The sequence below is a fragment of the Leisingera sp. ANG59 genome, from assembly GCF_013317235.1.
Classification (GTDB): domain Bacteria; phylum Pseudomonadota; class Alphaproteobacteria; order Rhodobacterales; family Rhodobacteraceae; genus Leisingera.
Window position 1 is genome coordinate 26085 of the sequence record NZ_WLCM01000023.1, and the last position, 17024, is coordinate 43108.

Annotated in this window: 15 protein-coding genes; 8 read left to right on the top strand and 7 right to left on the bottom strand. The window is 67.7% G+C overall.

The window, feature by feature from the left end; all coding sequences use genetic code 11:
• The first annotated feature begins 70 nt into the window (after window positions 1-70).
• On the top strand, window positions 71-253 hold the full coding sequence (locus GKC28_RS17755) for a zinc-finger domain-containing protein (RefSeq protein WP_174148337.1): 183 nt from the start codon (window positions 71-73) through the stop codon (window positions 251-253).
• Between the two features lie 43 nt (window positions 254-296).
• Window positions 297-782 (top strand): flavodoxin family protein, encoded by a 486-nt coding sequence (locus tag GKC28_RS17760; RefSeq protein ID WP_174148338.1) that lies wholly within the window; start codon window positions 297-299, stop codon window positions 780-782.
• A 45-nt stretch (window positions 783-827) separates the two neighbouring features.
• Here GKC28_RS17760 and GKC28_RS17765 read toward each other — a convergent pair whose 3' ends face one another.
• Entirely contained in the window at window positions 828-1265 is a 438-nt protein-coding gene (locus GKC28_RS17765; RefSeq protein ID WP_174148340.1) for a hypothetical protein, read from the bottom strand.
• A 153-nt stretch (window positions 1266-1418) separates the two neighbouring features.
• On the opposite strand from GKC28_RS17765, the gene polA reads away from it, so the two are divergent.
• Window positions 1419-4229, top strand: a complete 2811-nt coding sequence (polA, locus tag GKC28_RS17770) for a DNA polymerase I (protein ID WP_174148342.1) — start codon at window positions 1419-1421, stop codon at window positions 4227-4229.
• 342 nt (window positions 4230-4571) lie between these two features.
• On the opposite strand, the gene GKC28_RS17775 is transcribed toward polA, so the two are convergent.
• From GKC28_RS17775 to GKC28_RS17785, 3 genes are all read right to left on the bottom strand, one after another.
• A complete protein-coding gene (locus GKC28_RS17775) occupies window positions 4572-4808 on the bottom strand; it encodes a DUF2798 domain-containing protein (protein ID WP_174148344.1) in 237 nt (78 codons plus the stop codon).
• A 90-nt stretch (window positions 4809-4898) separates the two neighbouring features.
• Window positions 4899-5135 carry a DUF2798 domain-containing protein gene (locus GKC28_RS17780; RefSeq protein WP_174148346.1) on the bottom strand — a complete coding sequence of 79 codons (237 nt, stop codon included), beginning with the start codon at window positions 5133-5135 and terminating at the stop codon, window positions 4899-4901.
• Between the two features lie 111 nt (window positions 5136-5246).
• The gene (locus tag GKC28_RS17785; RefSeq protein WP_174148347.1) at window positions 5247-5999 is read right to left on the bottom strand and encodes a hydroxypyruvate isomerase family protein; all 753 of its coding nucleotides are present in this window, start codon (window positions 5997-5999) and stop codon (window positions 5247-5249) included.
• Between the two features lie 208 nt (window positions 6000-6207).
• On the opposite strand from GKC28_RS17785, the gene GKC28_RS17790 reads away from it, so the two are divergent.
• Window positions 6208-6522, top strand: a complete 315-nt coding sequence (locus GKC28_RS17790; protein ID WP_174148348.1) for a cupin domain-containing protein — start codon at window positions 6208-6210, stop codon at window positions 6520-6522.
• Between the two features lie 4 nt (window positions 6523-6526).
• Here the strand turns inward: GKC28_RS17790 and GKC28_RS17795 are convergent, their stop codons facing one another.
• Window positions 6527-7111 carry a DUF1285 domain-containing protein gene (locus tag GKC28_RS17795; RefSeq protein WP_174148349.1) on the bottom strand — a complete coding sequence of 195 codons (585 nt, stop codon included), beginning with the start codon at window positions 7109-7111 and terminating at the stop codon, window positions 6527-6529.
• A gap of 64 nt (window positions 7112-7175) precedes the next feature.
• Here GKC28_RS17795 and GKC28_RS17800 point away from each other — a divergent pair, with 64 nt between their 5' ends.
• From GKC28_RS17800 to GKC28_RS17815, 4 genes are read left to right on the top strand one after another with little or no spacing between them, the layout of a single operon-like run.
• Window positions 7176-8183 (top strand): MoxR family ATPase, encoded by a 1008-nt coding sequence (locus tag GKC28_RS17800; protein WP_174148350.1) that lies wholly within the window; start codon window positions 7176-7178, stop codon window positions 8181-8183.
• A complete protein-coding gene (locus GKC28_RS17805) occupies window positions 8180-9073 on the top strand; it encodes a DUF58 domain-containing protein (protein WP_174148351.1) in 894 nt (297 codons plus the stop codon). Before GKC28_RS17800 ends, GKC28_RS17805 begins: the two co-directional genes overlap by 4 nt.
• Window positions 9070-11877: a DUF4159 domain-containing protein gene (locus tag GKC28_RS17810; protein WP_174148352.1), complete on the top strand. Its 2808-nt coding sequence runs from the start codon at window positions 9070-9072 to the stop codon at window positions 11875-11877. The genes GKC28_RS17805 and GKC28_RS17810 overlap by 4 nt, the downstream gene beginning before the upstream one ends.
• Window positions 11878-11887: 10 nt before the next feature.
• Window positions 11888-13930, top strand: coding sequence for a hypothetical protein (locus GKC28_RS17815; protein WP_174148354.1), 2043 nt, complete (start codon window positions 11888-11890; stop codon window positions 13928-13930).
• A gap of 149 nt (window positions 13931-14079) precedes the next feature.
• Here the strand turns inward: GKC28_RS17815 and GKC28_RS17820 are convergent, their stop codons facing one another.
• The gene (locus GKC28_RS17820) at window positions 14080-14928 is read right to left on the bottom strand and encodes a 2-keto-4-pentenoate hydratase (protein ID WP_174148356.1); all 849 of its coding nucleotides are present in this window, start codon (window positions 14926-14928) and stop codon (window positions 14080-14082) included.
• A 27-nt stretch (window positions 14929-14955) separates the two neighbouring features.
• Complete coding sequence (gene pbpC / locus GKC28_RS17825) at window positions 14956-16914, bottom strand: penicillin-binding protein 1C (protein ID WP_174148386.1); 1959 nt, start codon at window positions 16912-16914, stop codon at window positions 14956-14958.
• Between the last annotated feature and the right edge of the window lie 110 nt (window positions 16915-17024).

The window sequence follows — 17024 nt, forward strand, 5'->3', positions numbered from 1 at the left end:
GCCGCTCTTGCCCCCGGTTTTTCCTTGGCTCATAAAAGCGCCTAGCCGAAAAGTGAAAGGACTGCCAGCCATGACCATCGAAGCGCCGGAAACCAGGACCGTGAACAGCCGCAAGGTGGCCTGCGACGGCAGCGAGGGCGCGCTGGGGCATCCGCGGGTCTATCTGCAGATCCCGGAAGGGCAGGATTGGGTCGAATGCCCCTATTGCGACTGCAAGTTCATCTACGAGGACGCGGCCAAGGCGGCGGAGTGATCCAGGCTTCTGGCCTCTGTGCCGGCGGCATGGGCTGCGGCTGATGGCACAGCTTCTGATCGTCTATCACTCGCGCACCGGCGGCAGCCGCCAGATGGCGGAGGCCGCGTTTGACGCCGCGCGGGCTGAGACGGACACCATTCTGAAACGAGCTGAGGACACCGGGCCGGAGGATCTGCTGGCGGCGGACGGCTATGTCTTCTGCGCGCCGGAAAACCTGGCGGCGCTGTCCGGCCAGATGAAGGAATTCTTCGACCGCTGCTATTACCCGGTTCTGGGGCGCCTCAACGGGCGGCCCTATGCGCAGATGGTCTGCGCCGGCTCGGACGGCGAGAACGCGGCGCGGCAGTGCGCCCGGATTGCCACCGGCTGGCGGCTGAAGGAGGTGCAGGTGCCGCTGATTATCTGCACCCATGCGCAGACGCCGGAGGCGATCCTGGCGGAGAAGGTGATCCCGGAGGAGGAGCTGGAGGTCTGCCGCGAGCTGGGGCAAGCCCTGGGCGCGGGGCTGGCGATGGGGGTGTTTTGAACGGAGCACACTTACCTTTGGCTGTGGCCGACAGCGAGACCGTGATCAGCCGTAGATCCGGGGATCCTGCAAATAGACCGCATCAAAGATTGCAAATGCGATCGCGGCCATCTCGGTTCCAACCACGTTTTCACGATCAAAAGCGCTGGCAGCCAATCCACTTTTTGCAGACGGGCGGCTGCCTGCATCGATAACCATAACACCCGGGCCGTCTTCATTCTCAAAATGCATCAGAGAAACGATAACGCGGTCAGCAGGGGATGCGCCCTCCCCCCAAGGTCCGATGATGAAGTCATAGTTGGCGGGGTGGCTATCAAGCCCGACGCCAGTCGTCCAATGCACATAATAGCTGGCCACCGTGCCTGCCGGTGAATGAACAAAACCCCAAGCCAAACGGGTTTCCTTGCCGCAACAACTGCAGTCTCCGCTGCTTTGGCCCAGCGGCTCCACTTCGTATTCAGTTTTCCCATCGGCGTCCTGCATAAACCTCCTCTACCTGTGGCTGAGCTGTGCGTCCAGTTTCTCTTGTGCGCACAGCTCCGCCCCCGCCCCAAACTCCAATTGCCCTTCCCTGCCGGATCACCGATAACCGGGAAACAGAACACGAACGGATTTCCAACGGGAGCGCGGCGCACAATGAGCGGGACAACATTCGGCAAGGGCTGCCATTTGCATCTGATCGACGGCTCGGCCTTCATCTTCCGCGCCTATCACGCGCTGCCGCCGCTCACCCGCAAATCCGACGGGCTGCCCATCGGTGCGGTGGCGGGCTTCTGCAACATGCTGTTCAAGCAGGTCGAGGACAACAAGGGCCCGGATGCGCCGACCCATGTGGCGGTGATTTTCGACTATTCCGGCAAGTCGTTCCGCAACGAGATGTATGATCTCTACAAGGCCAACCGCCCGCCGGCGCCGGAGGATCTGGTGCCGCAGTTCCCGCTGACCCGCGAGGCGACAAAGGCGTTCAACATCGCCTGCAAGGAGATCGAGGGGTTTGAGGCCGATGACATCATCGCAACGCTGGCGCATCAGGCGCGCGATGCCGGCGGGCGGGTGACCATCATCTCCTCCGACAAGGACCTGATGCAGCTGGTCGGCGGCGGCGTCGAGATGCTGGACGCAATGAAGAACAAGCGCATCGACAGCGACGGCGTGGTGGAGAAATTCGGCGTCGGCCCCGACCGGGTGGTGGATGTGCAGGCGCTGGCGGGCGACAGCGTCGACAACGTGCCGGGGGCGCCGGGGATCGGGATCAAGACCGCCGCCCTGCTGATCAACGAATATGGCTCGCTGGAGGAGCTGCTGGACCGGGCGGAAGAGATCAAACAGCCCAAGCGCCGCCAGACCCTGATCGAGAAGCGGGACCAGATCGAGCTCAGCAAGAAGCTGGTGCAGCTGGACTGCAACATGGAGCTGGACTTCACCCTGGATGATCTGGAGGTGAGGGAGCCGGATGCGGAGACCCTGCTGACCTTCCTGAGCGAAATGGAATTCCGCACCCTGTCGAAGCGCATGGCCGACCGGCTGGGCATGGAGGCGCCTGCGATCCCGGAAGAGCCGGAAGCGGCAGCGGTGTCCGCGGCGGCGGAGGCGCCGGAAGCGGTGCCGTTCGACAAGGAAAAATACGAATGCGTCCGCGATGCCGCGGCGCTGCAGATCTGGATCGACCGCATCCGGAACCGCGGCTGGGTGGCGGTGGATACCGAGACCACCGGCCTCGATGAAATGGTCGTCGACCTGGTCGGCATCTCGCTGTGCGTCGAGGCGGGCGAGGCCTGCTATATCCCGCTGGCGCACAAGGCCGGGGGCGATGATCTGTTTGGCGGCGAGGGCCTGTCCGAGGGGCAGATGCCGCTGGACGAGGCGGTCGCGATGCTGAAGCCGGTTCTGGAAGATCCGGCGATCATGAAAATCGGTCAGAACATGAAATACGACGCCAAGATCCTGCACCGCTACGGGGTGGATGTGGCGCCGATCGACGACACCATGCTGATGTCCTATGCGCTGCACGCAGGCATGCACGGGCATGGCATGGACACGCTGTCGGAACGCTACCTCGACCACACGCCGATCCCGATCAAGCCGCTGCTGGGCTCCGGCAAATCGGCGATCACCTTTGACAAGGTCGCGATTGACGACGCGGTGCCTTATGCCGCCGAAGACGCCGACATCACCCTGCGCCTGTGGCAGAAGTTCAAGCCGCAGCTGCATCTGGAGCGGGTCACCACGGTCTATGAATCGCTGGAGCGGCCGCTGGTGCCGGTGCTGGCGGATATGGAGCGCAACGGCATCAAGGTGGACCGCGATACCCTCTCGCGCATGTCCAATGCCTTTGCCCAAAAGATGGCGGGGCTGGAAGCCGAGATTCACGAGCTGGCGGGGGAAACGTTCAACGTCGGCTCGCCCAAGCAGCTGGGTGAGATCCTGTTCGACAAGATGGGATTGGAAGGCGGCAAGAAGGGCAAGACCGGCGCCTATGCCACCGGGGCGGATATTCTGGAGGATCTGGCGACCGAGCATGACCTGCCGGCCCGGGTGCTGGACTGGCGGCAGCTGTCCAAGCTGAAGTCGACCTATACGGACGCGCTGCAGGACCATATCAACGCAGAGACAGGCCGGGTGCATACGTCTTATGCCCAGACCGGTGCCAGCACCGGCCGCATGGCCTCCACCGATCCGAACCTGCAGAACATCCCTGTGCGCACCGAGGAAGGCCGCCGCATCCGCGAGGCGTTTGTGGCGGAAGAGGGCAATGTCTTGCTGTCGCTCGACTACAGCCAGATCGAGCTGCGGATCCTGGCCCACATGGCCGGGATCGACACGCTGAAACAGGCCTTTGCCGAAGGGCAGGACATCCACGCGATGACCGCCTCGGAGATGTTCGAGGTGCCGCTGGAGCAGATGACGCCGGAAATCCGCCGCCAGGCCAAGGCGATCAACTTCGGTGTGATCTACGGCATTTCCGGCTTTGGCCTGGCACGCAACCTGCGCATTCCGCGCAAGAACGCGCAGGGCTTCATCGACCGGTATTTCGAGCGCTTCCCGGGCATCCGAAAATACATGGATTCGACTGTCGAGTTCGCCAAGGAGCACGGCTATGTGCAAACCCTGTTCGGGCGCAAGATCCACACCGCGGAGATCAACGCCAAGGGGCCGAAGGCGGGCTTTGCCAAACGCGCGGCGATCAACGCGCCGATCCAGGGCACAGCAGCGGATGTGATCCGCCGGGCGATGATCCGGATGCCGGACGCCATCGCCCATCTGCCCGCGCGGATGCTGCTGCAGGTGCATGACGAACTGCTGTTCGAAGTGCCGGAAGCGGCGGTGGAGGAAACCATCGCCGCCGCCCGCCAGGTGATGGAGAACGCCGCCGACCCGGCGGTGCATCTGGACGTGAAACTGGTGGTGGACGCAGGCCGCGGTTTGAACTGGGCCGAGGCGCACTAAGGCGCGCTCTGCGGTGCCGGCGGGGGTACTCTCCCGCCCGGCTTCGATCTTGCGATCTCATCGCGTTGGGCGTGGCGCCGCTGGCGCGGCGCGGAATTTGCCGCGCCCTCCCCTCACCGGGTCAAGGGAGGCGCCAGCCTCCGCGCACCCAGCGCGGCTTGCCCTTGACGCGGCCCGCCCTGAAAACAATCGGAAACGCCCCTCAAGGGAAGACCTGCCCTTAGGGGCTTCTCAGCAAACCCCTTTAGCCGCGCCAGCGGCGCCGCGCCCAACGGCTGCTGCTGCATCTTTGATGCAGCTTGCAGCGGGCGGGAGCACCCCCTGCCTGAATTGCGCCCCTCCTCAGCCGCCTGCCGGCTGTTTGACCAGTTTCGCGACCAGCCTCCGCACCAGCGGCGCAGCGGTGAAGGCGACGGCAAAGGCGATCGGCCAGCTGAGCGTCCAGGCCTGCATCCAGGCGCCGCCGAAACCTGTGCCGAAGCCCAGCACCTTCCAGGTGGCGACGCCGGTGACGATGAAGGACATCATCCCCGACAGGATCAAGCTGAACAACACGGGCGCAAAACGGGCGGGGAGCATTGGCGGGGTCCTTTTACTGTTGCGGCAGCTTATGCCGTACCGGAAAACACATTTCAATTCACGAATGTGTATTCCGGCCTGCCGCGGGCATCATGCCGCATCCGGCGGGCGGATGGCGATAGCCACAATCCGGCGCACCAGCGGCGCCACCAGCAGCACAACCGGCAAGGCCACCGGCCAGCTGTAGGCCCAGGCGGTCAGCCAGGCGGCGGCAAAGCCCCCATCCGCGCCAGTGACCCGAAGGGTGGAGATGCCCGACACGATCGAGGACATCATCAACGACATCAGGAAGCCGGACAGAAGCGGGGCGAAACGGGCGGGGATCATGGCTGTCTCCTTGGCGGCGGCGGTGGCCGGGGGCTGCAGGAGATATGCGGTGCCTGGAATGCGGAACAATCTGCGCCGCTGCACAGGTATCTGCGCAGAGCGGCCTGGCGGTCAGCCCATCCAGCCAAGGCTGTCCTCGGTGCGCCGGGTCGAGGGGGTGTATTCGGCGCTGACCCAGCCGTCATAGCCGCTGGCGTCGATGGCGGCGAACAGCTCCTGGAAATCCACCGGCCCGGTGCCCGGCTCGCAGCGGCCGGGGGCGGCGCCGATCTGCACATGCACGGCGCGGGGGCCGAAGGTCTCCCAGACCTTGAGCGCGTCGCCGTGGATCATCTGCGCGTGGTAGGCGTCATACTGCAGGCCGACGTTGGGCCGGTCCACCGCATCCAGCACCTCTGCCGCCAGGGTGTAGTCATCGAGGAAATAGCCGGGCTGGTCGCCGCTGTTCAGCGGTTCGATGGTGAATTGCTGCTCCGGCGCGCGGTCGGCGGCCCATTGCAGGTTCTCGATGAAGGTCCTTTGGGCGTCCGCCCCCTTGGCATAGCCCGCCATCACGTGGATCTTGCCCGCCTTCAGCGCCTCTGCGTAGCGCAGCACCCGGCGGATGTCGCGCTGGAAGCGGTCGGTGCCTTCCGGCACCGCCGCATAGCCGGGCATGCCGCCGGTGTAGTTGGGGGGCGGCGCGTTGATCAGCAAGAGCTGCAGCCCGTTGGACATCAGCGCGCGCTGGGTTTCCTTGGCGGCGATTTCATAAGGAAAGAGGATCTCCACCGCCTCAAACCCTGCCGCGGCGGCGGCCTGGAACCGGTCGAGATAGGGCAGCTCTGCAAACAGCAGCGAGATATTGGCCGCGAAGCGGGGCATAGGATTCTCCTTGTTGACTGCTGGTCTAGCGCCGCTCCGGCGGGCCGCCAAGGCGTCAAAAGTGCAGAATTTTCCTATTAAACTCTCGTTAACCGAAGGCGGGCTGGTTTTTGCCGTCTGCAAGCAACTGGCTGCATTGGTGCAGGAAAGTGGAGATAATACCTGTGCCCGGTACCGGCCTAGGCTGGCGCCATCAAAGGAGGAAGCCATGTGTGATGCAAAAAGATCTGCCAAACCGTGCATCAGATTAGATAACAGCCGGGTCCGCGTAACCGAATGGCGCTTTGCCAAACGCGGCGACAACACAGGCTGGCACCGGCATGAATTCGACTATGTCGTGGTGCCTCTGTTTGACGGGGTGCTGGAGATCGCACATCCCGACGGGTCACGAACCGAAGCTGTGATGCGGCACGGAGTGCCTTACTTCCGCCAGGCCGGAGTCGAACACGATGTGATCAACGGCAACGATTTTGCATGTGCCTTTGTCGAAACCGAGCTGCTGGAGGATGCTCCCGCCAGCTAGGAGTTCAGGTCTCGTCCAGCTCAGCGGACGGAATCAGCGGGAAGAACGTGCCGCCGGACCACACGCCGAACCAGTCTCCGTGGTGCTCGCCCAGCTCCGCCAGCCGGTAAAAGCTCTTGCGGTCGATCAGCGCCTCCAGCCCGGCGCGGATCATGACGTAAGGCGACGGCTCGCCGGTCTCCGTGTCGCGCTCCACCCGGATCACATGCTCCGGGCCGGCTGCGGCGGTGTCGCCGATATTGGTGGTGAAGGTAATCACCTGGTCGCGGCCCTGCCCGGCCGCATCGAAATCCACCGCCACAAATGGCGCGTCCTCGACAGTGATGCCGACCTTCTCGACCGGGGTCACCAGGTAGTACTTGCCCTCCTCCAGCTTGAGGATCGAGGCAAACAGCTTGACCAGTTCGAAGCGGGTGAACGGCGTGCCGAGGTAGTGCCAGCTGCCGTCGCGGGTGATGCGGATGTCCAGATCGCCGCAGAACGGCGGGTTCCACAGGTGGACGGGCGGCAATCCCTTGCCTTTGCCGGCCGCTTTCGCCGCAACGGCGATACCCTCGGCATCGGGGGTCACGGGTTTTTGTCCGCTCATTGCTTTTGCCATTTCCAGTCAGCGCGATAGAGTAACAGCATATATCCGGGAAACGAGGAATGTCATGCCTGAAACGGACGATCTGCTGGGTGATATCGAAGCGCTGGAAGCCAAGCTGCAAGAGGCGCGCGTATCGATCACCAAACGCTTTATCGGACAGGAGCGGGCGGTGGACCTCACCCTCTCGGTGCTGCTGTGCGGCGGCCACGGGCTGCTGATTGGCCTGCCCGGCCTGGGCAAGACCCGGCTGGTGGAAACCCTCAGCACGGTGATGGGGCTGGACGGCAACCGCATCCAGTTCACCCCCGATCTGATGCCCGCCGATATTCTGGGCTCGGAGGTGCTGGACACCGCCGCCGACGGCCACCGCTCGTTCCGGTTCGTGCCGGGGCCGGTGTTCTGCCAGCTGTTGATGGCCGATGAGATCAACCGCGCCAGCCCGCGCACCCAGTCGGCGCTGTTGCAGGCGATGCAGGAGCGGATGGTGACGGTGGCGGGCGAGGACCGCAGCCTTGGCGCGCCGTTCCACGTGCTGGCAACCCAGAACCCGATCGAGCAGGAGGGCACCTATCCGCTGCCGGAGGCGCAGCTGGACCGGTTCCTGCTGCAGATCGACGTGAAATACCCGGACCGCGCGACCGAGCGGGACATCCTGCTGGCCACCACCGGCGCCGAGGAGGCACAGGCCTATCAGGTGTTTACCCCGGCTGAGCTGATCGCAGCGCAGACCCTGCTGCGGCGGATGCCGGTGGGCGAATCGGTGGTGGAGATGATCCTGGACCTGGTCCGTGCGTTCCGCCCCGAGGAGCCGGGCGTGTCCGATCACGTGGCGCAGACCGTGGCCTGGGGGCCGGGCCCGCGGGCGGCGCAGGCGCTGATGCTGGCGGTCAGGGCGCGGGCGCTGCTGGAGGGGCGGCTGGCGCCCAATGCCGAGGACGTGCTGGACATGGCGAAGCCGGTGCTGAGCCACCGGATGCAGCTGAACTTTGCCGCGCGGGCGCGCGGTGAGAGCCTGGCGGCGCTGATCGAGGAAACCGCGAGCCAACTGGCCCGGACCGGGGCCGCCGCGTGACCAGGCCTGCCGCCTCTCAGGCTGCGGTTGGACTGCGGCACCGGGCAGAGGCCGAGGCCAGCACCCTGCCGCCCCTCTTGGTGCAGGCGCGGCATCTGGCCGGGTCCGTCCTGATGGGCGAGCATGGCCGCCGCCGGGCTGGCACCGGCGATGATTTCTGGCAGTACCGCCCGGCCCAGGCCGGCGACAGCCGTCGGATGATCGACCACCGGCGCTCTGCCATGGGCGACATCCAGTATGTGCGCGAACAGGAGTGGCATATCTCGCAGACGGTGCATCTGTGGGTGGACACTGGTGCGTCGATGCGGTTTGCGTCCTCGCCCAAGCTGCCGCAGAAGATTGATCAGGCCCGGCTCCTGGGCCTTGCCGCGTCGGTGCTGATGGTCCACGGCGGCGAGCGGGTGGGCCTCACTGGCGGCAGCCTGCCGCCCCGGCGCGGCAATGTGCAGATCCTGCGGCTGGCGGAGGCGCTGTCGGATGACCAAGAGGAAGACTACGCCCCGCCCAACGGCCGCGCCCTGATCCCGCACGCCCGCGCCCTGTTCATCTCGGACTTCCTGGGGCCCTATGAGCCGGTGGAGCAGGCGCTGTCCAAGGCCGCCGCACGCGGCGTCCGGGGGGTGCTGCTGCAGGTGCTGGACCCGGCGGAGGAGGCGTTTCCCTTTTCCGGGCGCACATTGTTCGAGAGCATCGCGGGCGGTGTCACACATGAAACACTGAAGGCCTCTGCCCTGCAGGAGCGCTATCTGGAGCGGCTGGCTGAGCGGCGCGCGGCCCTGGAGCGGCTCTGCCACGAGGCGGGATGGCGGTTCGGGCAGCATCACACTGGCGACTCAGCACAAAACGCGCTGATGTGGCTCTATCACGCTTTGGAGCGGACCGCGCCATGACAATGATTGCGGGCATCGGCTTTACCGCGCCCTGGCTTTTGCTGGGGCTGCTGGCGTTGCCGGTGCTGTGGCTGCTGCTGCGGGCGATTCCGCCCGCGCCGAAGCGCCAGCCGTTCCCGGCGGTGACGCTGCTGCTGGGCCTGAAGGACGACGAGAGCCTGTCGGACCGCACGCCCTGGTGGCTCTTGCTGCTGCGGCTCTTGGCAGTGGCGGCGGCGATCATCGGCTTGGCCGGGCCGGTGCTGAATCCCTCCACCGAGGACGCGGGCGGCAGCGGGCCGCTGCTCATTGTAATGGACGCCAGTTGGGGCGGCGCGGCGGGCTGGAAGCAAACCAGCGCCCAGGCCGCGGTGCAGCTGGACGAGGCCGGGCGGGCGGAACGCCCGGTAGCGGTGCTGCGGCTGAGCGCACCGGAGGCCTTGCAGTTCCGTGCCGCCAGCGACTGGCAGCGGCAATTGGCCGGGCTGGCGCCTCTGCCCTGGCAGCCAGGGCCGGAGCAATTGCAGCAGGCCTTGGCAGCGATTGGCGGCGCCGAGGGCGGATTTGACACCGTTTGGTTCAGCGACGGGCTGGACTATCCGGGCCGCGGGGCATTGGTCGAGGCGCTGGGGCAGCGCGGCGAGATCGAGGTTTTCGAACAGCCGCTGCCGGTTCTGGGCCTGCTGCCCGCCAGCTATACCGGCGGGGCGATCGAACTGACGGTGCAGCGCAGCCGCGCGGGACCCGCGCAGGAAATCACGGTGGTGGCGCAGGGCAAGGATCCGGGCGGCACCGAGCGCAGCCTGGCCTCGCTGCCGCTGCGGTTTGCAGATGGGGCGCGGGCGGCTTCGGCTGAACTGTCGCTGCCCGCGGAGCTGCGCGCGCGGCTGTCGCGGTTTGAAATCCGCGGCGTGAAGTCTGCGGGCGCGGTGGCGCTGACCGATGACAGCCTGCGGCGGCGCGAGGTGGCGCTGGTGTCCTCCGAAAGCGCAGATGAGGGTCTGGCGCTGCTGTCGCCGCTGCACTACCTGCGCCAGGCGCTGGCGCCCTCGGCGGAGCTGCTGGAAGGGGCGCTGCGGGACCTGCTGCCGGCCAACCCGGATGTGATCGTGCTGGCCGACGTGGCGCGGCTGGCGCCGGCGCAGGAAGAGGCGGTGATCGAATGGGTGGAAAACGGCGGGCTTCTGCTGCGCTTTGCCGGGCCGCGGCTGGCGGCCAGCGATACCGCGCGCGCGGGTGAAGAACCGCTGATGCCGGTGCGCCTGCGCATTGGCGGCCGCAGCATCGGCGGCGCCATGAGCTGGGGAGAGCCGAAGACGCTGGCGCCCTTTGCCGAGAGCTCACCCTTCTACGGGCTGGCGGTGCCTAATGAGGTCTCGATCAGCTCGCAGGTGGTGGCGCAGCCGGACCCGGAGCTGGCGCAGCGGGTGATTGCAGAACTGGCGGACGGCACGCCCCTGGTGACGCGCAAGACGCTGGGCCAGGGCCAGGTGGTGCTGTTCCACGTGACCGCCAATGCGGAGTGGAGCAGCCTGCCGCTGTCGGGCCTGTTCGTGTCGATGCTGGAGCGGCTCGCGGTGTCCTCCTCCGCCGCGGCGCCCAAGGCCGGCGACCTGGAAGGCACCACCTGGACACCGGTGGCGGTGCTGGACGGTTTTGGCCGGCTGGAGGCGGCAGAGACGCTGCCCGGCGTGGCAGGCCCGGATCTGGTGGCGGCGCCCGCGGGGCCGGAGCTGCGGCCCGGGGTCTATGACGGCGGGCGGCGGATGCTGGCGCGCAACGTGCTGCGCCCGGGCGATGAATTGATGGCGGCGCGCTGGCCGGCCTCGGTGGCGGTGAGCGGCTACGGCGCGCCGCAGGAGCTGCCGCTGGGCGGCGCGCTGCTGACGCTGGCGTTGGGACTTCTGGCGCTGGATGTGCTGGGCACGCTGGCGGTCTCCGGCCTGCTGGGCCGCGCCCGCACTGCGGCACTGGCGGCGGCGCTGGGTCTGGCGGCGCTGGTACCGGCGCAGGAGTTGCGGGCGCAGGACACCGCCCTGCCCGCCCCCTCGCAAGCACAATCCGAAGACGATCTGCGGGCGGCGGCCATTGCCTCGGAGCTGGTGCTGGCCCACGTGCTGACCGGCAACGCGCAGGTGGACCGGGTCGCCGCGGCGGGGCTGCGCGGGCTGACGGACACGCTGTTCTTCCGCACTTCGGTCGAGCCCGCCGCGCCGGCGGGTGTCGATCTGGAGCGCGATGAGCTGGCGTTTTATCCGCTGCTTTACTGGCCCGTCACACGCGACCAGCCGCTGCCCTCGCCGGAGGCTTACGGCAAGCTCAACACCTATTTGCGGGCGGGCGGGATGATCCTGTTTGACACCCGCGATGCGGATCTGACGGCCTCCGGCGCCACCAGCCCGGCGGCGCGGCGGCTGCAGCAGATTGCGCTGCCGCTGGACATTCCGCCGCTGGAGGTGGTGCCGCAGGACCATGTGCTGACCCGCGCGTTCTATCTGCTGCAGGATTTCCCCGGCCGCCACAGCCGCGGCCCGGTCTGGGTCGAGGCGGCACCGCCGGATGCGGAACAGGCCGAGGGCATCCCCTTCCGCAATCTGAACGACGGGGTGACGCCGGTGGTGATCGGCGGCAACGACTGGGCCGCGGCCTGGGCGGTGGATGAAAACGGCCGGCCCTTGCTGCCGGTCGGGCGCGGCTATGCCGGCGAGCGGCAGCGGGAGCTGGCGTTCCGCTTTGGCGTCAACCTGGTGATGCATGTGCTGACCGGCAATTACAAATCCGACCAAGTGCATGTGCCGGCCCTCTTAGACCGGCTGGGGCAATGAGGGTGGCGGCATGACGCAGACGATCCTGTTCGACCCGCTGGTGCCCTGGCCCGTGATCTGGGCCGCGGGGGCAGTGACCCTGGCGGCGCTGCTGCTGGGGCTGTGGAAGGGTTTGTCGGGCTGGGCCTTGCGCGCCCTGGCCGCGCTGGTGCTGCTGGCTGCTCTCAGCGGGCCGGTGCATCAAAGCGAGGACCGCGCGCCGCTCAGCGACATCGTGATCGTGGCTGAGGACCAGACCGCCAGCCAGCGGCTGCGGTATCGCCCCGAGCAGATGGCGCGGGCGCGCAGCCAGTTGAAGGCGGCGCTGGCGGACCGGCCCGGCACCGATGTGCGCTGGGTCACGGTGCCGGATGGCGAAGGCGACGAGGGCACAAGGCTGATGGCGGCGGTGGCCCAGGCGCTGGCGGATGAGCCGCGGGCGCGGGTGGCGGGAATCATCGCCCTGAGCGACGGGCAGGTGCATGACGCCGGGCAGCCCGTGAACCTGCCCGCGCCGATGCATCTGCTGCTGACGGGGCGCGAAGACGACTGGGACCGGCGCCTGATTGTGAAGAACGCGCCCGGCTTTGCCATCATCGGCGAGCCGGTGAAGCTGACGCTGCGGATCGAGGATCAGGGCGCAGTGCCGGTGCAGGGCGGCTTTGCCGATCTGGATATCTCGGTCGGCGGCGATGCGCCGCAGCGGTTCACCCTGCCGGTCGGTGTCGATTTCGAGCTGCCGGTGGTGCTGCAGCACGGCGGCCGCAACGTGATCCAGTTCAGCGTGCCGGAAGAGCCGGGCGAGCTGACCGCGCGCAACAACGCGGCGCTGGTGCAGATCAACGGGGTGCGCGACCGGCTGCGGGTGCTGCTGGTTTCGGGCGAGCCGCATGCGGGCGGGCGCACCTGGCGCAACCTCTTGAAGTCCGACAGCGCGGTGGATCTCGTGCATTTCACCATCCTGCGGCCGCCGGAGAAGCAGGACGGGGTGCCGGTGGAGGAGCTGTCGCTGATCGCCTTCCCGACCCGCGAGCTGTTCCTGGAAAAGATCGAGGATTTCGACCTGATCATCTTTGACCGCTACAAGCGGCGCGGCATCCTGCCGGCGGTCTATCTGGACAATGTCGCCAATTACGCGATGGGCGGCGGCGCGGTGCTGGTGGCGGCCGGCCCCGATTTTGCCAGTGCCGACAGTATCTACCGCTCGCCGCTGTCGCTGATCCTGCCTGCGGAACCCTCGGCGCGGGTGCTGGAGGAGGCCTACCGCCCGGAAGTCACCGATCTGGGCAAGCAGCATCCCGTGACCTCGGGGCTGGAGGGCGCGGCGGACTGGGGCCGCTGGCTGCGCCAGATCGAGCTGAGGACGCCGGAGGGCCATGTGCTGATGAGCGGCGCGGGCGAGCGGCCACTCTTGGTGCTGAACCGGGTGGGTGAAGGCCGGGTGGCGCTGCTGGCCTCGGACCACGCCTGGCTGTGGAGCCGCGGCTATGAGGGCGGCGGGCCGCAGCTGGAGCTGCTGCGGCGGCTGGCGCATTGGATGATGAAGGAGCCGGAGCTGGAGGAGGAGGCGCTGTGGGCCGAAGTGACGGGCCAGCGGATGCGCATCCTGCGCCGCACGCTGGCGGGTCAGGCGGGGCCGGTGACGGTGACTGCGCCGGATGGCTCGGCGGTGGTGCTGGAGCTGCGCCGGACCGCACCGGGCCAGTGGGAAACCCGCTATGAGGGGCCGGAGCCGGGATTGTACCGGCTGGAAGAAGGCGGCGAGACCACCGTGGTGGGGCTTGGCCCTGCCGCGCCGAAGGAGTTCGAGGAAACCATTGCCACCGGATCAGTGCTGGCGCCGATGCTGGAGCCCCTGCGCGGTGGCGTCTTGCGGCTGGAGGACGGGATGCCCGCTTTGCGCAGCGTGCGGGCCGGGCGGCCTGCGGCGGGGCGCGGCTGGATCGGCCTGACCCCGCGGGAGGCTTATGAGACGCTCTCGGTCAGCCAGGGCCCGCTGCTGCCCGGCTGGCTGGCGCTGCTGCTGGCGTCCTTCTTCATCGTTGCGGGCTGGCTGCGCGAAGGGCGGCGGTAGGCAGTTCAGCAAAAAACCGGGGCGCTCCCGCCCATTCCTGGCTTCCTTGCGGAATCCATTCTGGTTGGGCCAAGCGCCGCGCCGCACGCGCGGCGCGGGTCGCTTCGGGCTTTGCCCGAAGCGAAATGCCTCTTAAAGGCGGTGGCGGATTATTCTTTGAACTGCACCTGCACCACCGGATCGCCCGGCAGCCCCTGATAGGTGACGCTGACCCCGCCCTTGCCCGCGCGCGGCGGGAACAGCGGGCCGAAAGAGCCGACGGAAATCAGGTCGCCCGCTTTGAACTCCACCCCCTTGGAGCGCAGCCACAGCGCGGCGTTGACCGGGTTGCCCAGCACCGCCCGGCCTGGTGCCTGCACCAGCACCCCGTCGGCCGCGTCGCGCATCGTGACGGACATCTCCTCCAGCATCCGGGACATCTCTGCCGGGTCCTCTACCCTCACTGGCGCGCCGAGGACGCCGAGCCGGGTGCCGACACCCATCGCGGTGATGGTTTCCGGGGTAAAGGGTTGGCCCTTGGCGAGCGTCAGGTCGGGCAGTTCGATGAAGGGGCGGATGGCAGAGATATGGGCCAGGACCTCCGCAGGCGTTGTTGCCCTGTTGATGCCCGCATCTGCGACCACCAGCACCAGGTCTGCCTCCACCATCGGGATCGCGCCCCAGCGGGCGTTCAGCGTGGTGCCGTCCTCCAGCATCATGCGTTCATAGAGCACACCCTGCACCGGCTCGAAGGCGCCGAAGCGCTCCTGCGCGGGTTTGCTGGTGAGGCCGGCCTTGTAGCCGATCACCGGCCCCGAATGCGGCTCCAGCGCGGCGGCGAGTTTGGCCTGGGAGCAGAGCGCGTCCTGCATGCTGCCGCCGGGGGAGAGCGCCTGGGCCGGGGTTTTGGCCCTGTAGCTTTCGACAAAGGCGGCAATTTCAGCGTCCGTGGCGCAGGCGGCCCAGGCCGCGGGGGCAATTAGGCAAAGGGTGCAGGCGGCGAGGAGCGGATTCAGCATGGAAAGGGCCTTGGGATAAATCAGGGGTCAATCGATCCGCAGATTAACCCGGTCCGAGCGGCCGGCGCCATCAACAATCACCAGTGAGGAAAAGCCCGGGCCGGGGCTAGGCAAGGAAAACTCGCGGCGGCGCTGGCCCGAGAGCACCGGCTGGCCGTTTGCCAGCACCAGGAAAGGCGCGGTGCCGCCGCGGAGTTTCAGTGTGAGGCCCGCGCCGTCCAGTGCCAGCCGGGCGCCTTCGGGCGGGAAGATCAGCTCCGGCGCGTCTGCGGGGGCCGAGAAGGCCGCATCGCGCGGACGGAAGCGCTGCAGCGGCTGGGGCAGCTCGGCGGAGCTGACGATCAGCGTCGCGGGCGGTGGCGGCGGCAGCGGGTCGAGCGCGGGTTTCAGGCGGCCGAAGGCCTCAAACAGCACCGGCGCGGCGAGGTCGCCGCCGAAGATGCCCGGCACCGGTGTGCCGTCGGCGCGGCCCATCCAGACGCCGATCACATGGCGCCCGTCCCAACCGATCGCCCAGGCATCGCGGTGTCCGTAAGAGGTGCCGGTCTTGTAGGCGAGGGTTCCGGCGCGCGCGCCCGCGGGCGCCGGAAGGCCGCGCAGGATGTCTGCGACCTGCCAGGCGGCCTCGGGTGAGGTGAGGCGGCCTGCGGGCTGCGGCGCCTCGCCCTGCATCACGCGCAGGCGCGGCCCGTGCCCGCCTGCCGCCAGCCCGGCATAGAGCTGCACCATGTCCTGCAGGCTAATGCCAAGGCCGCCGAGCGACAGCGCCAGCCCCGGGGCGCCGCCGGGCAGTTCCGGATTGGCGCCGCTGGCGCGCAAGGACGCCATCACGCGGGCCGGGCCAAGCTCCTGCGTCAGTTTCACCACGGGAATGTTGAGGGACAGTTGCAGAGCCTCGCGCACCGTTATGTCACCGCGGAATTCGCCGTCAAAATTCTGCGGCGCGTAGCCTGCGAAATTGACCGGACCGTCGTGGATCAGGGTCTCCGGGTGCGCCAATCCCTGGTCGAAGGCGAGGCCGTAGATCAGCGGTTTCAGGGTGGAGCCGGGGGAGCGGATGGCTTGGGTCATGTCGACGAAGCCGCGTCGGGTAGCGTCAGAGTAGCCGGGGGAGCCGACCAGAGCCAGCACCTCACTGGTCTGATGGTCGGCAGCGATAAGGGCGGCGGAGAGGCGGGGGCTGCTGCGGACGGCCTCTGCCAGCAGCTGCTGCATCCGCGATTGCATCGCGCCGTCGAGGGTCAGGCGCAGCTGGCGTTTGCCGGGGTGCTGATCTGTCACCCGGTCGGCCAGATGCGGCGCGTGTCGCGGGAAGGCAGCCATCTGGTGCGGCAGCGGGGTGCGGCGGGCGGCTTCAGTCTGTTCTGCGCTGAGGATGCCTTGGCGTTCCATGCGCTCCAGCACCCGGTCGCGGGCGTCACTGGCGGCCTTAGGGAAGCGGTCCGGGCGGCGGCGTTCGGGCGATTGCGGCAGGGCGACCAGAAGCGCGGCCTCAGCCGGTGTCAGGCGTGTCGGCTCCTTGCCGAACCAGCTGTAGGTTGCGGCGCGAATGCCCTCTGCCGCGCCGCCATAGGGGGCGTGGGTCAGGTAGAGGGTGAGGATCTCGTCCTTGCTGAGGCGGCGTTCCAGTGCCAGCGCCACCCGCATCTGGCGCAGCTTTCCCGCCCAGCGCCCGGTGGTGCCGTCCTCCAGCAGGCGCGCGACCTGCATGGTGAGGGTGGAGCCGCCGGACACCGTTCTGCCGTTCCGCAGCGCCTGACCTGCGGCGCGCAGGAGGGCGATCGGGTCGACTCCGGCGTGGGAGCGGAAGCGCTTGTCCTCATAGCGCAGGAGCATGTCGAGGAAGCGCGGGTCGACGTCCGCGGACCGGACGGCGAGGCGCCAGAGGCCGTCGCCGACCGGGTAGGCGCGCAGGAGCTTGCCGTTGCGGTCGAGGACTTCGGTGGAAGTTTCGGTGAGGGTGAGGGGGAGATCTGTGCGGTCAATCCAAGCGTCGAAGGCCCGGTAGGCCGAGAAGGCAGCGACAAGACCAAGCGCTAGAACAGCAGCACCCCATTTCCACCCCCTGCCTGGCCTATAGGCCTGGCAGCGCCCGT